Genomic DNA, 22,327 nt, shown 5'->3' with positions numbered 1-22,327 from the left:
TCTGATCGTCGAAGTCGATGCCCGCTATCCCGACGGGACCGGCCACATCGCGGAGACGAACGAACTCAACAACAGCGCCGTCACCTCCTCAACGATCACGCGCAATCCGGCCGATTTGAAGGTGACGCGGATCGAAGTGCCGGCAGAGAATTTCTCGGGGGAAAAGACTACTATCAAGTGGACCGTCACGAATGAGGGCGCAGATGTCTGGCCGGATACCGCCTACTGGATCGATTCGGTCTGGTTCTCGCGCGATCCGGTCTGGAATCCGACCTTCCAGAACGGCTCCGGCGCCAATACATCGCCGCGCGCGGAGTTGCTGACAACCTATGTCCACAGCAACGCAAGCGGGTTGCGTTCGGGTGCAAGCTACACTGAAAGTGCGGACGTTGTCCTGCCGCCCGGCACAGAGGGACCCTACTATATCTACGTGCTGACCGATGCGGAGCCTGCAGGAACAGCCGTCAGTCAAGAGTTCGATGAGGCAAAGGCCGGTGATGACCAGGTGCGGGTCCATTATCTCGAATCGGTGTTCGAAGGGACCAATAATACCAATAACATTACGCGGCAGGACATTGCCGTCACCTATCGCGAACCGGACCTGAAGGTCAGCAACCTCTTGATCCCTGCTTCGGCGATCTCAGGCGATACGGTCAGAATTTCCTGGCAGGTCGAAAATGCCGGGACGCGCGAAACCCGGCAGGGTGGATGGATCGATCGTGTTTTCCTGTCACGCGACGGCTCGCTCGACACTGGAGACTATGAGCTAGGCTCGTTCGAGCGGAGAGGGAAGCTTAGCATCGGCGCCAGTTACAGCGCGTTCCTGGACGTTGACCTGCCGGAGTTCATCGAGGGCGGTTTCCACATCATCGTCGAAACCGACGCCCGGTCCACGCAGGATCTTTCATTCGCGTTTCCAAGCACGATCGCGCCCGACCTGCCAGGCCTCGTTCCGGACGGCGGGTCAGTCCCCGAGTTTCAGGGCGAAGGCAACAATGCCACCGGAAAGCCGCTCGTCATCGACCTTCGGGATCCGCCCGACCTGATCGTCTCAGCGGTCTCGGCACCTGAACATGCCACGGTCGGACAGTCCTTCACGGTGAGCTTCACGGTCGAAAACGCCGGTCGGGGCGACGTGCGTGCTTCCCAGGGCCAATGGTCAGACCTTGTCTATCTCTCCCGCGACCAGCATCTGGACCTCGATGCCGATCTTTTCATCGCTGCCTTTGACCATTCCGGCGGCCTTCCTGCCGGCCAGCGCTATACGCTTTCGAAAGATCTCAAGGCGCCTGCCGGTCTCGAAGGCACATATTACGTGTTTGTCGTCACCGATCCGACGAGCGCCACGGGCCGAAGCGCCGTGTTCGAAGGAAAGCTCGAAACAAACAATGCAAGGGCCAGCGCCCAGCCGGTCATCTTCGAGCTGCCCCCGCCGTCGGATCTCGTCGTCGACAATAATGTCGTGACACCGTCGACCGCGAAGGCGGGAGAAACGGTGGAGATCAGCTGGAGCGTTCGCAACCCGGGCGCCAATCCGGCGCAAGGATCCTGGACGGACGCCGTCTATCTGTCCGAGGACGCGGTGTGGGATATCAACGACCGGCTTCTCGGAACCAAGCGATTTACCGGATCGCTTCTGACCAACGAGAGCTACCCATCGAGCCTCCCAGTCACCCTGCCCGCGAGCAAAGTCGGGCAATATCGGCTGATCGTCCGCACGGACATCTACAACGAAGTCTATGAAGGGCCCTTCAACGCAGCCGCCGAGAAAAACAACACCGCACCCTCCCTCAATGCATTGTCCGTCACCGTTGATGAAATGCATGTCGGCGTGCCTTTGCAGACGACGCTCAGCACAGATCAGGTGCGCGTCTTCCGCGTCGTCGTTCCGCAGGGAGAAACCCTGAAGGTCCGATTGACCGGATCCGATCCGAACTCGTCGAACGAACTGTTCATTCGCTACGGCGACGTGCCGACCGGCAGCCTCTTCGATGCCATGTACCAGGATCCGTTGCGTGCCGACCAGACGGCAGTCATCGCGTCGACCAAAGCCGGCGAATACTATGTCGTGGTTCGTGGCCATAGCGAGCCGCAGAATGACACGGCGGTCACGCTGCTCGCCGAGATCGCACCCTTCGCGATCAGCCGCGTCGAGGTCGACAGAGGCGGTGACAGCCGCTGGGTCACCTTTGACGTCTACGGCGCCAAGTTCTCAAAGACCGCCATCGTTAAGCTCGTTCGACCCGGCATCGCGGAGTACGAACCCGCACGTTACGAGGTCATTGATTCGACCCATATCAGGGCGACCTTCGATTTTACCGGCGCGCCGCACGGCCTCTACGACGTCAAGGTCATCAATCCCGACGGAGCAAGCGCGATCGAGCCCTATCGCTATCTGATCGAGCGAGCGCTGGAGCCAGACGTCACCATTGGGCTTGGCGGCCCCCGGGTTCTGCTCGCCGGCGACACGGGAACCTACGGAATCTCGTTCCAGTCGCTGACCAATGTCGACACGCCCTATGTTTACTTCACCTACGGCATTCCGGAACTCCAGACGAATGCCGTTATCTACAACCTACCCTATGTGACTTTCCAAACCAACCTGCGTGGCGGCACCCAGCCCGGCAATGGCGAGGACGTGCCGTGGGCAAGTCTGGAATCGCAGGCCAATGTCACGGGCACGATCCTGGCGCCTGGCTATGTCTATGACATGCCGGCTGGCTCGTTCACCGGACTCAGCTTCAATGTGGCGACCTACCCGGGCCTGCGTGAGATGCATGACCGCGCGTGGGAGGCCTTCAAGGAGCGGGTCTACAGCGCAATGCCGGAGATGCGGGGAAAGCTCGACGCCGGTCCACAGGCCCTCGATGCGCTGTATCAGGGGCTCTACGATCTCTACATGAAGCTTGGCGCAATTCCGGACGAATGCCGGGAGCTCTTCATCCCCTTCCGGTTCAACGTCGTTGCCGCGGCAACACCGATGACGCGCGACGAATTCATCGCGCAGCAGAGGCTTGATGCGGGAAAACTGAGGACGAAGATTCTCGCCGATCAAAGCGCCAACGCTGCGCTGCTCAATCTCGCAGCCGACGGGAAGGCATGGGAGAGCGGTTATCTCGCTGCGCTCGAGCTTGCCGGCATCCTGCGTCCAGTAGACCAGGCTCCGCCGATCGTGCAGGATCCGACGGTCCAGAGCCTGCTGTCGCTCTTGTCCACCGGCGTAGTGTTTGGCGCGGCCGGCAAAGAAATCCGCAGCGACGGCAACCTGGTCTCGTTTTTCGAGCAGATCCACACATGGTACGGCGACAAGCCTGGCACGCTTGCCGCAATCGACCATTGGGAAAAGCGTGAGAACGATTGTTACACGCTCGAAATCCCGGTCCCGTCCCTGTCGAACTATTCCGACTTCGACCTTGGCCTTTCGCAAAGGACTTATTTCGAGAACTTCAACGTCTTCGTGCCGTGGATAAGGTTTGACCAGCGGGGCGCAGGCGGCAGCACCGTCCCATTGCCCGACTTCGGCTCGGTCGCTGGCTCGAACGAACTCACGCCGCTCGATTTTTCCCGCTATTACCAGCAGGCGGCAGCCGTCGGCGAACTGGCGACCATTGTCGGCCCGCAAGGGGTCGGCGACAAGCAGTTTCTGCCAGCGGACGCGGCCCTTCCCTATTCGATCCGCTTCGAAAATCCGCAGAACGCGGCCGCCCATCCGGGCCAGATCACCATCGTCACCAAACTCGATCCCAATCTCGATCCCTACTCGTTCCGTCTCGGCGACCTGAAGATCGGCGATATCAGCGTCCATATCCCGGACAACCGGTCCCTCTTCCAGGGAGATTTCGACTTCACCCGTTCGAAGGGTTTCATCCTGCGGGTCTCCGCAGGCATCGATATCGGCGCTGCGACGGCGAAATGGGTGCTGCAGGCGATCGACCCCGAAACCGGAGAGGTGATCCAGGATATGTCGCGCGGGCTCCTGCCCGCCAACAATGCGCAGGGCGCGGGACTGGGCTCGGTCAGCTATTCCGTCCGCCCCAAGGACGATCTGGCCACCGGCACGAAGATTGCGGCCCAGGCCCGGGTTCTGTTCAACACGATGGCGCCGCAGGAGACGGTGAAGCTTGTCCAGACCCTGGATGCCGCCGGCCCACAGACGGCGCTGACGGCAAAGCTCATCCAAGGAGCCAATTACGAGGTGCGCTGGAGCGCAAGTGACGAGGCCGGCGGGTCCGGCGTCAAACACGTCACCGTCTATGTCGCCGAGGATGGCGGGGACTTCCAGATCTGGCAGCGCCAGACGACGGGGTCGTTCGCGATTTTCCAGGGGCGCGAGGGCCACGCTTACGAGTTCCTGGCGCTCGCAACCGACAATGCCGGCAATACCGAAAAACCGCCGCTTGGCGTGCTGGCGCCCGACGACGGGTCCGGACCCGACCTTGGTGATCTGCCTGACGTCGGCAGCACAAGCGAGGATCTCGGCGAGGCGCCCGCACCGTCCCCGACCCCGTCGACGAACCCGCTCTTCCTCGAGGCCCAGCAGGCCATTCCGGCACCCCCGCCGCCTGCAAATCCCTCCGAATTCGGGACAGCAATCCGGCCCTTCAGTGCCCAGGTCTTTGCTTCGAACATCCCGCAAAGCCACGCAGGCATAGGCGCGCTCGCCATCGTCGTTGCCCCGGACGGCAGCATCTTTGCAAGCGGGGGCACCAATCGTGGTTCCATCTACAAGTTCAGCCGCACCGGGGGCGAGGCCGGGCAGCCGATCGCCACCCTGAATGAACCCGTCTTCGACCTCGCCTTCGATCAGCAGGGCCAGCTCTGGGCGACGACCGGCGGCGGCGCGCTCCTGCTGCTAGATGCGGCGACTGGGGCGGTTCAGGCGCGCTTCGGCGACGGCATCACCCAGGCACTGACAATCGATCCGGCCACCGGCAAGATCTATGTATCGTCCGGACGCGGGATCGAGATCTTCGATCCCGTGAAGCACACGTTTACGGCGTTCAGCGCCGTGCGCGTCGACGATCTCGCCTTCGGGCCGGACGGCAAGCTTTGGGGCACCACCTGGCCGGACCGCGGCGACGTCGTTACTTTCAATCAGAAGGGACGCGCCACCCGGATCCTGTCGCTTTCAACCGAGGTGGATTCGATCGCCTTCGGCAAGGCGGGAACGACGCTCGAAGGGCTTCTGTTCATTTCGAACAATCTCGCCGATGGCCAGACGTCCGGTTCGAGGCTGATTGCGGTCGATCTCGCGACTCTGCAGCAAGTCACGATCGCGCTGAACGGCAGCTGGGGCGAAACGGTCGCAACGACGTCCGACGGCCGGATACTGGTGGCGCAGTCGCACCAGATCGACGTCATCAGCCCGATCGTCGCGCCAAAAGTGGCGTTTACGAACCCGGCGGACGGCGCTGCCGTTCCCCTGCCCTTTGCAGAAATTGCGGTCACCTTCGACCAGGACATGCTTGCAGGAGACGGCACGGAAGCCGGGTCCGTCCTCAATCTTGCCAACTACGCTTTGACGAAAGCTCTCGGCGGTGCCATTGCGATCAAGAGCGCAGCCTATGATGTCGCCACGCGCACGGTCCGTCTTTCGATTGACCCGCTCGACTTCGGGGATTACACGCTGGGCGTCGGCGAACACGTCAAGAGCATTCAGGGCAGCGAACTCGGCACTCCCTTCGAAAGCGACTTCACGGCCATCAGCGACCTGTCGGCACTGCTGTCGATCGAGTTCGGCACGGTCAGGTCCAGCCGGGCCGACGGCACGGTCTCCTACGATGTCAGGATCACCAATATCAGCGATGGCGACATCCTGGCGCCGCTGACCCTCGTGCTCGATCCATCGCAATATTTCCAGGGCCAGCCGATCGGCGCGTCGCTCCAGGCCGGCGGGCTCTGGTTCATCAATCTCGGCGAGGCCCTGGCAAATGGGCGCCTGCCTCCCGGCGCGTCGACCACGGTCCAGACGGTCACGATCGGCAACGCCCAGCTGCAGCATCTGTCGATCGGGCACGGCGTCTTTGCGATGCCCGCCACCAACCGCGCCCCCGTCATCTCCTCGGTGCCGGTGACGACAGCGACCGCCGGCGAGGCCTATTCCTATCAACTGGCAGCAGCCGATCCCGATGCAAATCCCGTCACCTATCTGCTCCTCGACGGACCGGACGGAATGAGCCTGAACAGCGCCGGCCTGCTGACCTGGTCGCCGACCGCGGCCAGCCCCGCGCAGGTCAGCGTCGTGCTGCGCGCCTATGACAATCGCGGCAGCTATGCAACGCAGGCCTTTGCGATCCAGGTCGCCGGCGGCAATCAGGCGCCGGTCGTGCAGGAGCTTCCAGGCGAAATCCGTCTTCGCGAAGGCGAGGCGTTTGCCCTGGCTCTGAACGCGTTTGATCCGGATGGTGACGGCCTGCATTATTTTGCCGACCGGCTCCCTCCGGGCGGGGTGCTGAATGCCGAGACAGGCCTTTTGCAATGGACGCCGGGCTGGAACCAGGCCGGCACCTATGACGGCGTGGTTCTCGGGGTGACCGATGGCGTCAATACCGTCTTGCACAGTTTCACACTTGTGGTCGAGCCGGGCAACCAGGCGCCGACCATCGCGCCGGTCGCCGACCGCACTGTGCGCGAAGGCGATCCGATCCGCATTCGCCTGCGTGCGAGCGATGCAGAGGGCGACGCCCTGACCTATTCCAGCGCGCTCCTTCCAGGCGGCGCCTTCCTCGATCCGGCGACCGGCGCCTTCGAATGGACGCCGAGCTTCACGCAGGCCGGCACCTATATCATACCGTTCAGCGTCAGCGACGGGACGAATACCACCGAGATCACCACGACATTTACCGTGGTGAACGCCAATGGAGCCCCCGTCTTCGACGAACTCGGGCCATTCCGCCTGCTCGAAAACCAACCGCTGGCCTTCCGCGCCTTCGCCTTCGATCCGGACAATCCGGGGTTCGTACCGCAGGATCGCAAGACTGACGGCAGCCTGACGCCGCTCGACGGCACAGCGCCGACGGTCAGCTATGCCATCGAGGGATTGCCGGAAGGCGCAAGCTTCGATGCGGTGACCGGTCTCTTCAGCTGGACGCCCGGTTACGCCCAGGCCGGGCGCTACACCCTCCGCCTGACCGCGACCGACACCGGTGACGGCCTCACGCCAGCTATCTCCGTGCGCAACATTATTGTCGATGTCGTGAACGCCAATCGTGCGCCGGTCGTGCCGACGCCGGTCAACCAGAGCGTCAATCGCGGTGATAGTCTGGAAATCCCGATCGACGTGTCCGACCCTGACGGCGACCCGCTGACCTGGTCGGTCTACCTCAGCCGCCAGCCGACGGCAGGCGGACCGGCGGTCGACACGACCCCGGTGGAATTGACGGCGACGGGAGGCCTGGCGACATTCTTCAAGACCGCGACAAATCGCGGTGTCATCCGCTTTGCCCCTGGTGACCACGATCGCGGCAACTATCTCATCACCATTCGTGCGACGGACGACGGCGGCATTGAGGGCAAGGCCGATATCCGCACGACAGTGGCAAGCTTCGTCACATCCGTCGTGGCACCGAACGAGAGACCGTTGTTCGAAATCATTGGCGACAAGGTCGCCGTTGCCGACCAGACGCTCAGCTTCGTCATAAGGGCGCGCGATCCCGATCAGGCGGGCCTGATTTTCTCCGGCACCAACATGCCTGCCGGCATGTCGATCACGCCCCTTGCCGGCTACGGAACCGCCAGGGTCGACTGGACGCCCTCGGCCGGCGACATTGGTCAACGCACGATCACGTTCAGGGTCACCGACGACGGCAATGCCGGTGCCTATGCGACACTGTTCGATGAGCAGTCGATCCGGCTTGTCGTGCGCGCTGCCAACGCCGCGCCCGTGCTGCTGCCCATCGGCAACCAGTCCCTTACCGAAGGCAGTGCCTTCAATCTGCAGCTCAAGGCCATCGACCCGGACAATGACGCGATCACCTTCTCCGTGACCAACCTGCCGGGCGGAGCATCCTTCGACGCCAAGACCGGCCTCCTGTCATGGACGCCGAACTACTTTGCCGCCGGTGACTATGCGGGAATTGTGATCACCGCCTCGGACGGCAACAGGTCGAGCTCCGAGACGATCGCGCTCAAGGTCGAAAATGTCAATCGCGCGCCCGAGCTGGTGCCGATGTTCCCGCAGGCCGGCCGCGAAGGCGCCGAGATGGCGTTTAGCGTGCTGTCAGGCGATATCGACCAGGATCCGGCCGTCTACTCCGTCCTGTCTCCCCTGCCACAAGGCGCCCGCTTCGATCGCAAGACCGGCAAGTTCACCTGGACGCCGGGTTACAGCCAGGCCGGAGATTACACGATCCAGTTCGGCGCCACCGACCCGTCGGGCGCGCTTTCGACCCTTAATGTCGAAATCAGCATCGCAGACACCAACCGTCCGCCGGTTCTCAAGGTCTCCGACCACCAGGTCGTGCTCGGCAGCGAACTCGTGTTCCGTCTTTCGGGGACCGATCCGGACAGCCAGAACACGCTGACCTATACGGCGTCAGGCCTGCCCGAAGGCGCGACCCTTAATGCGGCGACCGGCGAGATCCGCTGGACGCCGGGACCCGGCCAGGCCGGCGATTATCTCGTGCTCGCAAGCCTGTCCGACGGCCGGACGAGCGTGCTGGAACCGGTGGTCCTGCGCGCCACGACGATGCCGGACCTGCCGAGCATTGTCATCGAACAGACGCCGAGCTTCCCTGCCGTTCCGGGCCAGGACATTCTCGTGCATGTGATCGCGACGGGATTTGCCGATATCAGCAAGCTCGAAGTGCGTCATAACGGGCAATTGCTCTCCCTCGACAGCCAGGGTCGCGCGCGCATCACGGCAGGCCTGCCCGGACAGAGCGAGATCGTCGCAACCGCAACCGACGCGGACGGCCTCGTCGCCACCCGTACATCCATTCTCAGGGTGCGTGATCCGGCCGACATGCTTGCACCCCAGGTCTCGTTCGGCGCGACAATCGTCGGCAAGCGATTTGACAGCACGGCGGATATTCTGGGCTCGATCGTCGATTCCAACCTCGACACCTGGCGCCTCGAGATTACCGAATTCGGCGCCGGCAACTGGAGGAGCATCGCTGATGGAAGCGGTCCTGTCGCCAACTCCGCCCTCGCCCAAATCGATCCCGCGCAACTTGCAAATGGCACCTACAGCCTGCGGCTGACCGCCGTGGACATGGCCGGCCGCTTGGTGCGGGTCGAGACGCAGATCGAAATCAACAGCATCAAGCCGCCACTCCGTGCCGAGACCGACCTCTCTGTCACGCTGTCCGGTCACCAGGTCGCGCTGACGCGCATCTATGATCCGCTTGCCCGCAACGAAGCCGGCAGCTTCGGGAACGGCTGGCACCTGGCGTTGAAGGACGTGCGCATCGATACCGACGTCCCGCCTACGGGCCAGCAGGCGTCCGGTACCTCCGGACCATTCCGCAACGGAACGCGGGTCTATGCCACGCTCCCGACGGGTGAACGCGTGGGCTTCACCTTCGAGGCCGAGGAGCATCGTATCCCGGGCCTGACCTATTATACGCCATCCTTCCGCGCCGATGCTGGCGTGGCCTTTAGCCTGCAGGTGGCCGACAGCGAATTGTCGCGTGTCGGCGACCGCTTCTATGATCTGGCAAGCGGGCGACCCTTCAACCCGTCCGGGTTCGACGGCCGCGAGGACTTCGAACTCACCGGCCCCGACGGAACGGTCTACGCCATCGACGGTGCCGCCGGCGTCACCTCGATCCGGTTTGCGGATGGTGTGAGACTGACCGTCGCAGACAGCGGCATCTTTGCCGCCGATGGCCAGGGTATCGCCTTTACCGGCGGCGAACACGGCATCACGCGTGCGGTCACGACCGACGGGCGCTCGTTTGCCTATCTCTATGACGCCGAGGGCAATCTGACACTCGTCCGCGACCTGATCGGGGCGACATCGAGAACCTATGGCTACGACGCCGATCATCGGCTTGTGCTGATCGGCGGGACGGAACTGACCGGTGTCGTGATCGACGCATCGGGAACGTCCCTTCCGGTCACTGCGGACCTCGGTGCTGCAACCGGCTACCTTGCCGACGCGCATCAAGGCGTTCTGACGGCAGGCGTCACCGACCGGCTGACCTTCAACATCCGCCCATCGGAGCTCGATGCGACCGACGGCGGCTCCCTCTATCTCGGCGTGATCCTGAAACCGAGCGCCGGCGGCGCGGCAGCATTCGCCCTGCCAGAGCTTCAGGGAGCGACGCTGATTGCCAGCCGCTCGGAGGCCGGTCAATCCTTCGCGCTCTACAAGATCGACCAGGCCGGCCTCAAGCTTCTGAACATTCGCGGCGCGAATGCCCAGAGCGCAGGCGCCTACAGCCTGGAGCTCTTCGTTGCCGGCGATGCCAACCGCGACGGCAAGGTCGACGGAACCGATGCCGCCCTCGCCTTCGCAGCCAAGGGGACGACGGCCGGACAGGCAGGCTATGTCGCGGCCGCCGACGCCAACCAGGACGGCAGGATCGACAGCGCCGATACCCAGCTCCTCTTCCAGAATCTCGGATACCGGCCGAACCGCGGACCAGTCGCCGTCACTGGCAACTTCAAGACCCACAGAGATCTCACATTTACAGCCTCTGTCGGGAATCTGATTACCGATCCGGAAGCGGACGCGACGTTCGTGCGCCTGCTCGGGGCAGAGCATGGAATTGCTCGCCTCTCAACCGATGGCAAATCTGTTATTTTCGTGCCCGAGGAGGGGTTTGCGGGGCAAGCCAGTTTCACGATTGTTGCCGACGATGGCTATCAAAGCTCTGCGCCAGTCACTGTAGGTGTTAGCGTGTCTGACGCGGCATTGCTTGGGCTTGATTTTGTCTCGCGCACACCTCGCCTCTTTACCGGTGAGCGAACAGAGGTGAAGCTTGTCGGCTATTTTGCAGATCAGGCCGATGTCGAGTTGGCTCTTTCTTACGTCAGTCTGTCGTCGACCAATCCAGCGGCTGCGGCTTTTCAGGGAAACTTCCTGGTGGGCAAAGGCGCGGGTACCGGAGCGCTCGTAGCAACCCATGGATCACTTACGGCGGCTACGGCTTTCTCGATTTCAACTATTGATGTTGAGGATGAAGAGAGTGGCGAGGAACAGTCAAACCTTAGCTTCGACATTTATCCCGACGCAGTGTCTCTATCCGCCAATGGAGGTTCGCGGCAGATCAAACTGATGACCACCGAGAACGATCCGGAGTCGGATATCGCCTCCGCCGCGAACGGCACGCGCTATTGGGTCAGCGACAGCAACATCATCGAAGTCACGGCTGACGGCAAAATCATCGCCAAAGCGCCGGGTGATGCGGTTGTGACGGCAATCTACCAGTATGGCGAAGCATTGCTGCAGGTGAAAGTGCTAACGCCGAATGTCGGACCGACTGCCGTTGGACCGGAGGGGTCGGTCGTCGACGATCCCACCGGAAATCAGATCACCGTAGCCCCTGGCGCGCTGTCCGAAACGAATACGGTTAAGATCGAGCGGCTGACTGAAGCCGACCTCCCCATAGCTGTCCCACCGCAAAATCTGGGATGGACTTTCGGTGGGGCCTTCAGCATCGACATTGGGGACAAAGAGCTTGCCGTTCCTGCTCAACTCGCGATTTCTACCAATCTTGCAGTAGGCAGCAACGTAATCTTCTATCGACTTTCGATTTTCCCGACCTCAGATGGATTCGTTCAGGGCTGGGAAGAGGTCGAGACCGGGATTGTCGGATCCGATGGCATTGCTCGGACGGCCTCGCCGCCCGCCGCTGGGATCAAACAGACCGGAAATTATATACTCGCCAGTTCGGATTTGAACATCAGCGTCCTTCGCGGCCAAGTTCAGATAGATCATCAATTCGATTCCTCGGGTTCGGCCGGAGTCTTCGCTTACACGCAATTGCCGGGAGGGATAGTGATAGGCGCGACCCTTGGTCCGCTTGGAACTTTTCAGCTCGCCCTACCGGTAGGTTCCGTTGCACTCAAGATGGCTGTCATAAAACCGGACGGTGGACTTCAGCTGGATGGACTGAATGTCGAATTGAACCAAGGGGTTGTCAACAACGTCAGCACGAGCCTGACCATCCGACGAGATAGTGGCTCGGTAGCAAAATGGGATCCACCGGCGATCTCCACGGCAGAGATACAATTCAAGAATGAAACAGGTCAGGTTGAACCCTGGTTGGTCATCCGCGGAAATCGGTTCGACTTTCAACCCAACCAGGCTCTGGTGCCCGGCGCGCCTCAACCGATCTCTCTTCGCGATAGCGTTCGGGTGGTTTTCGGGCCCCAGGCACTAAACGCACGAGAACCTGAATTGAAGGACGTCGTTGCCGGCAAAGCGGATGAGTTTCTGACATACAACAATCTCACCATCGCTAAGATTACGAAAAGTGTCGTGATTGACACCGATACTATCGAGATTTGGGTACGGATTCCGCCCGGTATCTCTGTCGGCAACACCTCTTTCAGCGTTGCGCGTCTGACCAATGTCAAGCTAGATACCTGGCAGGTTCAGACGTCCTACAGCAATTCGGCCAGTATTCAGCCCAAGGCCACAGATACATTCGTAGCTGTCTCCGGTGGAGCATTCGGATCGGGAACGGCTGACCAGGTCGATGTATTGCGGCCGGTTCTTCAGCAGGACGGTACAACTCTGCTCCCCGAGATCATTGCCCGCATCCCCGTCGGCAATCTCGGAGCGACAGGCGTTCCAGCCGGACTAAGCGTTAATCCGTATCATGTTGCGATCACGCCGGACAATTCTCGCGCCTACGTGACGATGCGTTTCGGAGCGGGCGTCGCGGTCGTCGACACGATTGCTCTTCGCCAGATCGATGTATCTCTGACAGACCCCGGTATAAATCCGATCCGCTTCATCAACGCGCCCAGCGCGGTGCCCTTCGATATCGCATTCACCGCATCGGGGGACTATGCACTGGTGAGTGAAGAGCACTCGTCAAACGGACACGGACTGATCTACGTCATCGATACCAATCCGATGTCCTCTCGCTTTAATCAACACGTTATGACGCTGCAAGTCGAAGATGCCGGGTTCGGATTGCGCGATCTGGTGTTAACGCCAGACGGCAAGCAACTGATCGTCTCAGCCCCAAATCGGGATGTTTGGCAATCATCTACAGCGAAGCCGAATTCCAATCCGGGCAAGTTGATAATCGTCGACCTACCTAATCTCGATGGGCTGGTAGCGCTTTCTCACGATCATGAGCAAGGAGTTAATCCGGACCAAACATCGTTTGTTTTGTCAGCGAACTCGACGGTCAAAACCATTAGTGGCGCAGCTATTTCCGAACCAAACTCGATCCGGGTAGAAATCGGCCCAGGTGGGGAGCAGTTCATAGCTTTTGTGGATAAATCCTCGGACGCCTTGGGCATCGGGATCCTCAAATTCAATGCAACAACTGGCAAGTGGGAAAGCTCCAATCATATTCCACTCAATATTGAGTCGCCTTTCGCGCCCGACAACACGGATTCGTTCGATGTCAACAACGGCGTGGATCTCGTGTTCACTCCAGACCTCCGATACGGATTCGTCTACGCTCACAATCGCTATATAGCCGGGCTGGACTCGCATGATCCGGAAATCAATCCAGGAGAGCCGGCCGGCAGCAATATCGGCATACTCCGCAACCCCTTCTTTTTGCCGCAATACGAAGACACCAAATTGCAGGGACTCGTTGCGGCAACACGCATGATCCCGGACAGTTTCGGCGAGGGGATCGCTATCTCAGGTGATGGCAAGTATCTCTACGGGTCCTATACCGCTCAAGGCTCGGTATTCGCGTTCGACATCGAAAAACTGACTGGCGTGTTGGAGAAATATCTCGAGCCGGCACAATTCGTCGGAAGCAATCGGCCGGCGACTTATAATTGGGCAATCGACGATCTTTACTTTGGATCGACGTTTACACCAAATTTGCAAACTTTGTTCGACCCTCTACGGGGCGTCCGCAGCGGTATCAATCCTGATATCGATGTCCGAGCCGACTATGCGCAATATGCCGAATCGGGGTTCCTGATCTCTGGCTCGAACAATCCCAGTCTGACTGTTGGTTTTACAGACGGGTTCAATCACGCGCCGATTGCGACAGGCGGATTGACCCGAGGCATGGCGACTCAAGATGTAAGGACGGAGATCGCCACGAATGCAAAGTTTGGCGACGTATCGCGCATTGATATCTTCAAACTCGTCGAGGACCAAAGCCATAAAGACATCGATTTTATCTTTCTCGACGTAGACTCATTCGTGGGAGGAAAAATCGCAACATATACTTACAAAGGTCATAAATATATTGTCGACGAAAATACAACATCCGATGGTGTTGGCAGTATAGAAATATTCAACGGAATCGCCAGGATTCCCAAAGGGAAGATGATATATGTAGTTCCCGATATAGATCTGTTAAGAGTTCAGCAATACCGTGAAGAACAGATTGTAGGGTTCTCCGAACTTAAGCGCGCGATTTTGACACCTGGGAGCGAATTGTACAGAGGCCGACTCGACACTCTGAATGTCTTTGGCCGGTTTATGTATCACGTTGCTGGCGGAGCAACATTGAAAGGCGCACTCAACGTTGAGGTCACTGACTTCATCGTCGACAGCGAGAACCGCATCATAACAAGCCCCGGTTACACCACCGGACAATGGTCTGAGAGCAATTTTAATGCAGTGAGAACCGGAGAGGACCACAAGGTTGGCGCAGAAGGAGCCGACAACAGACCGTTGGACGTATATCGTATCGAACAGCGACTAAGATATCTTGGCTATGTTGGATGGAAATCTGAAAATCTGAATGATTTTAATGGAGTATCCAACGGATGGCAGAGACATTTGCTTGATAATATAGTGACTTACCGTAACGGTAATACAGGAACTAAGTATATCTTCAATATATCCGACAACCCAGACGGCAAATTGGGATCGAGTTATTCTGAAGATGTGTCACTGCAATCGCTATTGCTTTTTAATGCTGCTCTGCATCAGCTGGCCAACGGAGTACCCGCGGGCACGAATGCCAACCCTGGAAAACCAATTACACCTGACCTGGACCATGGCACCGAAGCTGAAAACGCTGGAAACGTCCGTAGAGATGTGAACGCAACCGCGCTGTACTGGCTCGGTTCAACAAATGCCCCCCGGTGGGTATTATTAGAGGACTACAAGAGTAATACCGGCTCTCTAGGGAACGAACGTTGGGCAACGAGCTGGATCCAGAATGCAATTCTGACTGCGGAATCGGCGCGACCCGGGCTGGGATATCCGAGGGGGGCGACAAGCTTGTCGGAATTCCCGGATGTCGGCGCAACTGTTCACGCTAACCACAGAGACGGAATGTCGATTGACTGGTCGATGCCTCATAATATCACTCTCAGTGCAGGTACAGTTGCGCCATTCAGCCCGTCGATAGCGCGCACAACATATGTCAGGGAAAATTTGCCAGCAGCGGAGGCGGAAATTGCCCTGGATATACTTCAGATATATGACGCCGCACGGGCCCAAGGCCTAAGCCTTCTAAAATTCGGGTTTGTCGGATGGACCCCGCAAACGAAACTTGGGCAAGTATTGACGAATCTTACGGGTGCGTCCGGATTCCCTGAGGGCACAGACCCGCATTTCCATCTAACTTTCCTGGCCCCAAGTATCCCCAGCGCGCTTTCCTCGGCAAGCCCGACGGAAAGTCAAGTTGTGCCGGACCTTCCTGAAGCCGCTTTGCAGGAGCTTTTGGATCAGGCACGTTCAGTCTGGTCATCTAGCGCGGATCTGCCGGTCGAACTGGCACAAGACGTGAAAATTCTGGTCGCTGACCTGCCTGGGGGCAAGATTGCAGAAACTGCCGGGTTCGCAATCACCGTCGATCGAACATCTGCGGGTAATGGTTGGTTCATTGATTCCACGCCTTGGGAGAGCGGCGAGTTCGACCTGTCTGAGTCCACTCATGGGGGTCTTGCTAAGCCTGACACGGGCGCTCCGGAGAAAGCGGATCTGCTTACGGTTATGATCCATGAAATCGGTCATGTCCTCGGGCTCGGGCATTCCTCCGATCCCGACAGCGTGATGGCACCAACCCTTCCGGTCGGCGTCCGGCGCCTGCCGTCGGCGGCCGACATCGAGGCGCTCAAGGCGGCGCTTGCCGCCGCGCCGCAGGGCGTGTCGCACGCGATCGAGGCCGAGTATCACCTAAGCGCGCTGCTCGCCGAACTGGTCGGCCCGGCCACTACCACGCTCAGGGCACTTTTGAACGGCTCATTCGAGTCCGCCAATGCTGCCCTGCCTGATTTCGGCTGGACGCTGACCGGCTCCGCAGCAATCCAGTCGGGCGTTTTGACACTGACGGAGGGCGAACGCACAGGCTCGCGTGCGACACAGGAGTTTACGGTCCCCCAGAACGCCCGGGCTTTGCGCTTCACGCTAAAAAGTGCTGGCTTTACCACAAACCGGGCAAGCCCTGGCGACGCCTTCGAGTTTGCGCTCATCGGCGCCGATGGAAAGCCGATCTCGGCAAACGGGCTGTCGAAGAGCGATGCGAGCCTCAATGTCCAGTCCGACGGGACAGTCTTTGCCACCTCGCGTATTCGTCTGACCGGCCTTGCCCAGGACGGTCGCGTGCCCGCGGATGGCCCCGTCACAGTCGAACTCGACCTCACGGGCGTCACCGCCGACACCCCCCTTAAGCTCTACTTCGACCTGATCGGTTTCGGGGCTGTCGGCAGCCAGATCGTCATCGACGACGTCGAGTTCGTGACCGGTGAGGCACCTGAAAACCACTCCCCTGTTGCAACAGACGACGCGGCTACCGTGGTTGAAGATGGCAGTATCGCGATCCCGGTTCTTGTCAACGACACGGACGCAAATGGCAACAGCCTCACGCCGTTACTCGTCACAGGGCCGGCGAACGGGACACTGACACTGGGTGCAGGCGGCACCTTCACCTATGTGCCGAAGGCCAACTTCTTCGGCGCCGACAGCTTCACCTATCGGGTCAGCGACGGGATTGCCGTGAGCAACGTCGCAACCGTGACGCTGACCGTCACGCCGGTCAACGATGCGCCGGTCGCCGAAGATGCGAGCGCACATGCGATGGAGGACGGCCCGGCGGTAATCGTGGCGCCGGTTTTCACCGATATCGATGCGGGCGATGTTCACACTTTCGGCCTCGACACAGCCGGCACGAAAGGCAGCGTCTCCCTTAACGCTGACGGCACCTTCACCTACGATCCGAACGGTGCCTTCGAAACCCTCAAGGCGGGCGCCGTTGCCACCGACAGCTTCCACTATACGGTCACCGACCAAGAAGGCCTCTCCTCGACCCGCGTGGTGACGATCGCGATCACCGGGCAGAATGACGCGCCGCTCGCCGTCAAGGATGTCGGGGAGATCGACGAGAATAGCGTCCTCTCGGTCACCCTGCCGAACGGCGTGCTTGCCAATGATCTCGACGTCGATGCCGGCGACAGCAACGCCGTCGTCGCCGTCAACGGCATCGCCGCCGCAGTCGGCCAGCCGGTCACGCTGACCTCTGGCGCCAAGCTGACCCTGAACGCCGACGGCACCTTTGCCTATGATCCCAATGATGCTTTCGAGGTCCTCGGCGATGGCCAGTCCGCAATCAACAGTTTCGCCTACACGATGGCCGATGCCGCCGGTGCCCAATCGACGGCACAGGTCACGATCACGATCCTCGGCCGCAACGACAAGCCGGTTGCAGTCGACGATGCGGCGACGGTTGCGAAGAACGGATCGAAGGTCATCGCCATCCTCGCCAACGACAGCGACGCCGAAGGTTCGACACTCACGGTCACAATCATGAGCGCGCCCGCCTCGGGAACGGTGATCGTCAATCCGGATGGCACCGTAACCTATACCGCGTCCGCGAATTTCACAGGAAGCGACAGTTTCACCTACCGCGTCAGCGACGGAACGGCTGTCAGCAACATTGCGACGGTCCGCATCGAGGTCACGTCGACAAACGGTGCGCCGGTCGTTGCAGCCGCGATCGCCGACCAGTCCTCGCCGGAAGACACCGCGTGGACTTTCATCCTTCCTGCGTCTGTCTTCAGTGACCCGGACGGCGATGGGCTTACCTATGGCGCATCGCTTGCAAATGGCGACCCGCTCCCAGCCTGGCTTTCATTTGATCCCGTCACCAGAACCTTCTTGGGCACCCCGCCCCTCAATTTTAATGGGGTGCTCGACATCAGAGTGACGGCGAGCGACGGCGAGTTCGCAGCCGTCGACGAATTCAGGCTTACCATCACACCGGTGAACGACGCGCCGGTCGCACAGGCTCTCTCCGGCGAGGTATCGGAAGACGGCCCGCCTGTCCTGCTGACGCCCTCCTATTCCGATGTCGATCCCGGCGAGAGCCTCGTCGTCAACGTCGATACGACTGGAACGAAAGGAAAGGTCACGCTGAATGCCGACGGGACCTTCGGCTATGACCCGAATGGTGCCTTCGAACTTCTTGCAGAAGGTGCGAAGGCACAGGACGTTTTCAGATACACCGTCCACGATGCCGCAGGCGCCGCATCTACCGCAATGGTGACGGTAACGGTCAACGGCCGCAACGATGCTCCTCAAGCCGCCGATGACGGTGCTTCGACGGACCAGAATACGGGCCTCGCAGTGTCAGCCCAAAACGGGGTTCTCTCCAATGACAAGGACACCGACATTGGCGATGCGCTGACCGTCGTTGCCGTTAATGGTTCCGGCCAGGCCGTCGGCCAGACGATCGTCCTGGTCTCGGGAGCGCGGCTGACCATGGCAGCCGATGGCAGCTATGCCTACGATCCGAATGGCGCCTTTGCCGCCCTTGCCGCCGGCGAAATCGCGACCGACAGCTTTACCTATGCCGTCAAGGATCGTTCCGGCGCGATGTCGACCGCACGCGTGACGATTACGATCAAGGGGCTGAACGACGCGCCGAGATTCGGCACCCTTCCCAACCTCAGCGTCAGGGAGGGTGATACGGTCGCCTTCGTGCCTGTCGCGAGCGACCCGGACCATGGGGAAAAGCTCACCTATTCGCTCGTGTCGGGGCCTGACGGCGCCACCGTAGATGCCGGGACGGGCGCGTTCCGCTGGGCTGCGCGAGACGGCAATGCCATCCATTCCGTCACGCTGCGCGTCACCGACTCAAAGGGCGGCGCCAGCGAGAAGAGCTTCTCGATCCACGTCACCGATGTCGCGCCCACCATCACGATCGCAGGCCCGGCACGTGCGATCATCGGTGAACTCTACACGATAGCGCTGGCCACCGCCGACCCTGGGCTGGACACGATCCGCTCCTGGACGATCGACTGGGGCGATGGCCTCGTCGAAACGCTGAATGGAAGCCCGTCCAATGCGAACCATGTCTATCGCGAGGCAGGCACATTCTCTGTTGGCGCGAGTGTGACCAACGAGGACGGCACGTTCAAAGCGCCGATGATGCTGAAGGTCACGACAGAGGCCGACTGGCTGGTGGTCGAACGTTTCACGCCGACCATCTCCGGATTTGAGGTGCGCTTCAACCATGCCTTCGACCTGTCGACGTTCAACCTCTATCCCGGAGAAGGCAAGACTCTTGGTCCAGCCGATGTCCAACTGATCGGGCAAAGGTCCGGGACCATCGATGGCTCCATCGTCGTCGATGCGGACGGCGCGGGCTTTGTTTTCATCCAGACAGGCGGCCTGGATTACTCCTGCGACCCATCCGGGCCATTGCAGGAAGATTGCTATCGCGTCGTGCTGCGCAGCGGCGCCAACGCCTTGCACGACGGCTACGGCAACCTCGACGGCAATCATGACGGTACGCCCGGCGACAATTTCATCGCCACCTTCGAGGTCAAGCGGGAAAAGGCGACCGGCTTTATCAGCCTCAGCGACTTCATGCGCGGTCCGGGCCAGATCGTGGATATCCTGGGACGCAAAATGGGCCTGCCGGTCACGTTCAGCAGTGTCGGTGGCGTCAAATCTCTCGTTTTCACGATCGACTACGATCCGGCGCTGCTGACGATCACCGGTGCCACCTTGGGAACCGACCTGCCGAAGGGCTCGAAACTGACCTTTTCCGATCAACCGAAGACGGACGGAACGAAACAGGCTCGTGTGACGATCTCCACGACAAAGGCGCTGAAGAGCGGTTCGCTTGAGATCGTCTCGCTGACGGCCTACGTGCCGGTCACAGCCTTCTACGGAGAAGCGCAGATCCTGCATGTGACGGTCGAGAGCGTCAACGGCTCGCAAGGGAAAGTGATTGGCGACGACGCGCTGCAGGTGGTTGGTTACATCGGTGACGCAAACAGGGATGCGACCTACACCAAAGCCGACGTGAAGCTCATCTCGGGCGAAGCGGCAAACCGAGGGCGCGGATTTGCCGCCTGGCCATTGATCAATCCGTTGACCATCGCCGATTTCGATCTCAGCGGGGCGATTACGAAATCTGATGCGAACACGCTGCAGCTGGAGATCGATGGCTGTGATCAGCGCGAGATTCCGGCAATCCCCGCCAAGGTGAAGGTGCAATTTCCGAGCATCGACACGATACGACTGACATCCCTGGAACAAGGCTCAGCCCGAAGCGATGTTTCAGGCAAGGTTTCCGTACCCGCAATGCCGGAGGCCAGCCCGTCGGTGCAACTCAGTGCGGTCGGGATCGTCGGAGCTACACCGTTAACAGCGCTGCAACAATCAGTTGCGCCCGTCGGCACCCAGGTCAGCACTGCCACCAAGGCGGCATCGCCGCCGCACACCGACGAGCTTTCGCTCCCGGATGCCGCAGGCGCGATAGCCGCCTGGAGCCTGTTTGGCGGTGGAGGCTCTTCCTCTTCAGATGCAAGCGGTCCGAACATCGACCTGAAAGCGCCGATGTCGGCACCAGCATCCGGAAACTCGCCGCCCGCGGCAGATCCGAAATGGGCCTTTCCTTTTGTTGTGAACGCGCTTGCAGCTCAAAACCCGAACGCGGGCATCAGAATTGCATCGACCTCGGAACAGCACAGGAGGCGAATATGAACCGTCTGGTGAGGAACCCGACACCTTTATCGAACGAGGCTGCAGACGTGGAAATGGGAAAAGTCACGGTGGCGGCAGACAGCGGAAATGCTGCGCATGCGCAATCGCAAACTAAGTCGGGCGAAGCGCCGCCGCCCGTGCGTTTAAACACAGCGAACCTCAAAAGCACCTACTGCAACGTCTGCAACGCGACGAGCACGCGAGAGGAGGTCGTTCTCAATTTTGGGACCAATCACAATTGGAATCGTCCCCAGCGGGATCTCGAAATCGAGCTGCACCATCGGATCGTCTTGAGCCCGTTTGCCGCCAAGCGCTTCAGGGACCTCATGACAAAACTCATCGAAGATCACGAGAGGCGCTATGGAGAACTGCACTAGATACAGGTCTTCGCGCATTTCCGGCTTGGTGATGGCGGCATCGCTGGCGCTGCCCGCCATTGGTGTCGTGCCAGGCCCAGCTCTGGCGCAGGACGAAGCCTCTTTCGACGCGTCGTGTCTCATCGAGGCAAGCGCGCAGGCCAAGCTCGGCGCCTCAGTATCGGGACTTGTCAAAAACGTCTATGTCGACCGCGGCAGCCATGTGAAAACCGGTCAGATCGTTGCCGAGCTTGATGCCGACGTCGAGCGTGCTGCGCTTGCCGTAGCCCGTGCCCGCGCCGAAAACGACCACGAAATCCGCTCCACCACGTCCCGGCTCGAATTTCTCTCCAGGAAGACAAAACGCCTGACCCGGCTTGCCAAGGCCGCCGCAGCGCCCGAGGAGAGCCGTGACGAAACCGATACGGAACTCAAGCTTTCGGTGCAGGCGGTGCGCGAGGCCGAACTCAACCTCCACATGGCGCAGCTTGAGGCCGCGCGGTCCGAAACGCTCGTGGAGCAGCGCATTATTCGCAGTCCCTTCGACGGGATTGTCGTTGAACGGTCGCTATCGCCTGGTGAGTATCTGCACGATCAGGCGCACGTGCTCAGCATTCTTCGCGTAGATCCGCTTTACGTAGAGGTCTTCCTGCCACTGAAGCGGTTCGGGAATGTGCGGCTTGGCGATCTCGCTGAGGTATCTCCAACTGAGGTGGCTGGAAGGTTTGTTGCGAGTGTCTTGCTGGTCGACCCCTTCATCGATGCAGCGAGCGCGACCTTCGGCGTCAGGTTGAAGCTCGATAACCCCGATGGAAAGATCCCGGCCGGACTTCAATGCACCGTGAAGTTTCATGCCGGATCTGCCGCCAAGGGGCCGAAGGGCAATGGCGCCGACTATGCCCATGTGATGCGAGAAACGGTGGAATGA

Annotated in this window: 3 protein-coding genes (1 of these 3 cut by a window edge); all 3 read left to right on the top strand. The window is 60.3% G+C overall.

Translation table 11 applies throughout. The features are described from left to right. Tightly spaced (each overlapping or abutting the next), the 3 genes in view from ACD590_RS26425 to ACD590_RS26415 form a layout consistent with a single transcriptional unit that may run on beyond the window. Positions 1–21,043, top strand: partial view of an Ig-like domain-containing protein gene (locus ACD590_RS26425; RefSeq protein ID WP_439004049.1) — the 3' portion only. Its footprint begins 9,404 nt before the window's first position; only the last 21,043 of its 30,447 coding nucleotides appear in the window; its start codon lies beyond the left edge, outside the window; its stop codon occupies positions 21,041–21,043. Beyond that, positions 21,040–21,420, top strand: a complete 381-nt coding sequence (locus ACD590_RS26420) for a DUF3467 domain-containing protein (protein WP_439003732.1) — start codon at positions 21,040–21,042, stop codon at positions 21,418–21,420. Before ACD590_RS26425 ends, ACD590_RS26420 begins: the two co-directional genes overlap by 4 nt. Then, positions 21,404–22,327, top strand: coding sequence for an efflux RND transporter periplasmic adaptor subunit (locus ACD590_RS26415; RefSeq protein WP_439003731.1), 924 nt, complete (start codon positions 21,404–21,406; stop codon positions 22,325–22,327). Before ACD590_RS26420 ends, ACD590_RS26415 begins: the two co-directional genes overlap by 17 nt.

This window comes from Rhizobium sp. 862_C5_N1_2 (assembly GCF_051811205.1).
GTDB classification, from domain to species: domain Bacteria; phylum Pseudomonadota; class Alphaproteobacteria; order Rhizobiales; family Rhizobiaceae; genus Rhizobium; species Rhizobium leguminosarum.
Note: the sequence above shows the minus strand (reverse complement) of the source record. Positions and strands in the feature narration are given on the sequence as shown.

Excerpts from the sequence above, each read along its gene's own strand:
- ACD590_RS26420 (WP_439003732.1), top strand. The coding sequence starts at position 21,040 with ATGAACCGTCTGGTGAGGAACCCGACACCTTTATCGAACGAGGCTGCA.
- ACD590_RS26415 (WP_439003731.1), top strand. The coding sequence starts at position 21,404 with ATGGAGAACTGCACTAGATACAGGTCTTCGCGCATTTCCGGCTTGGTG.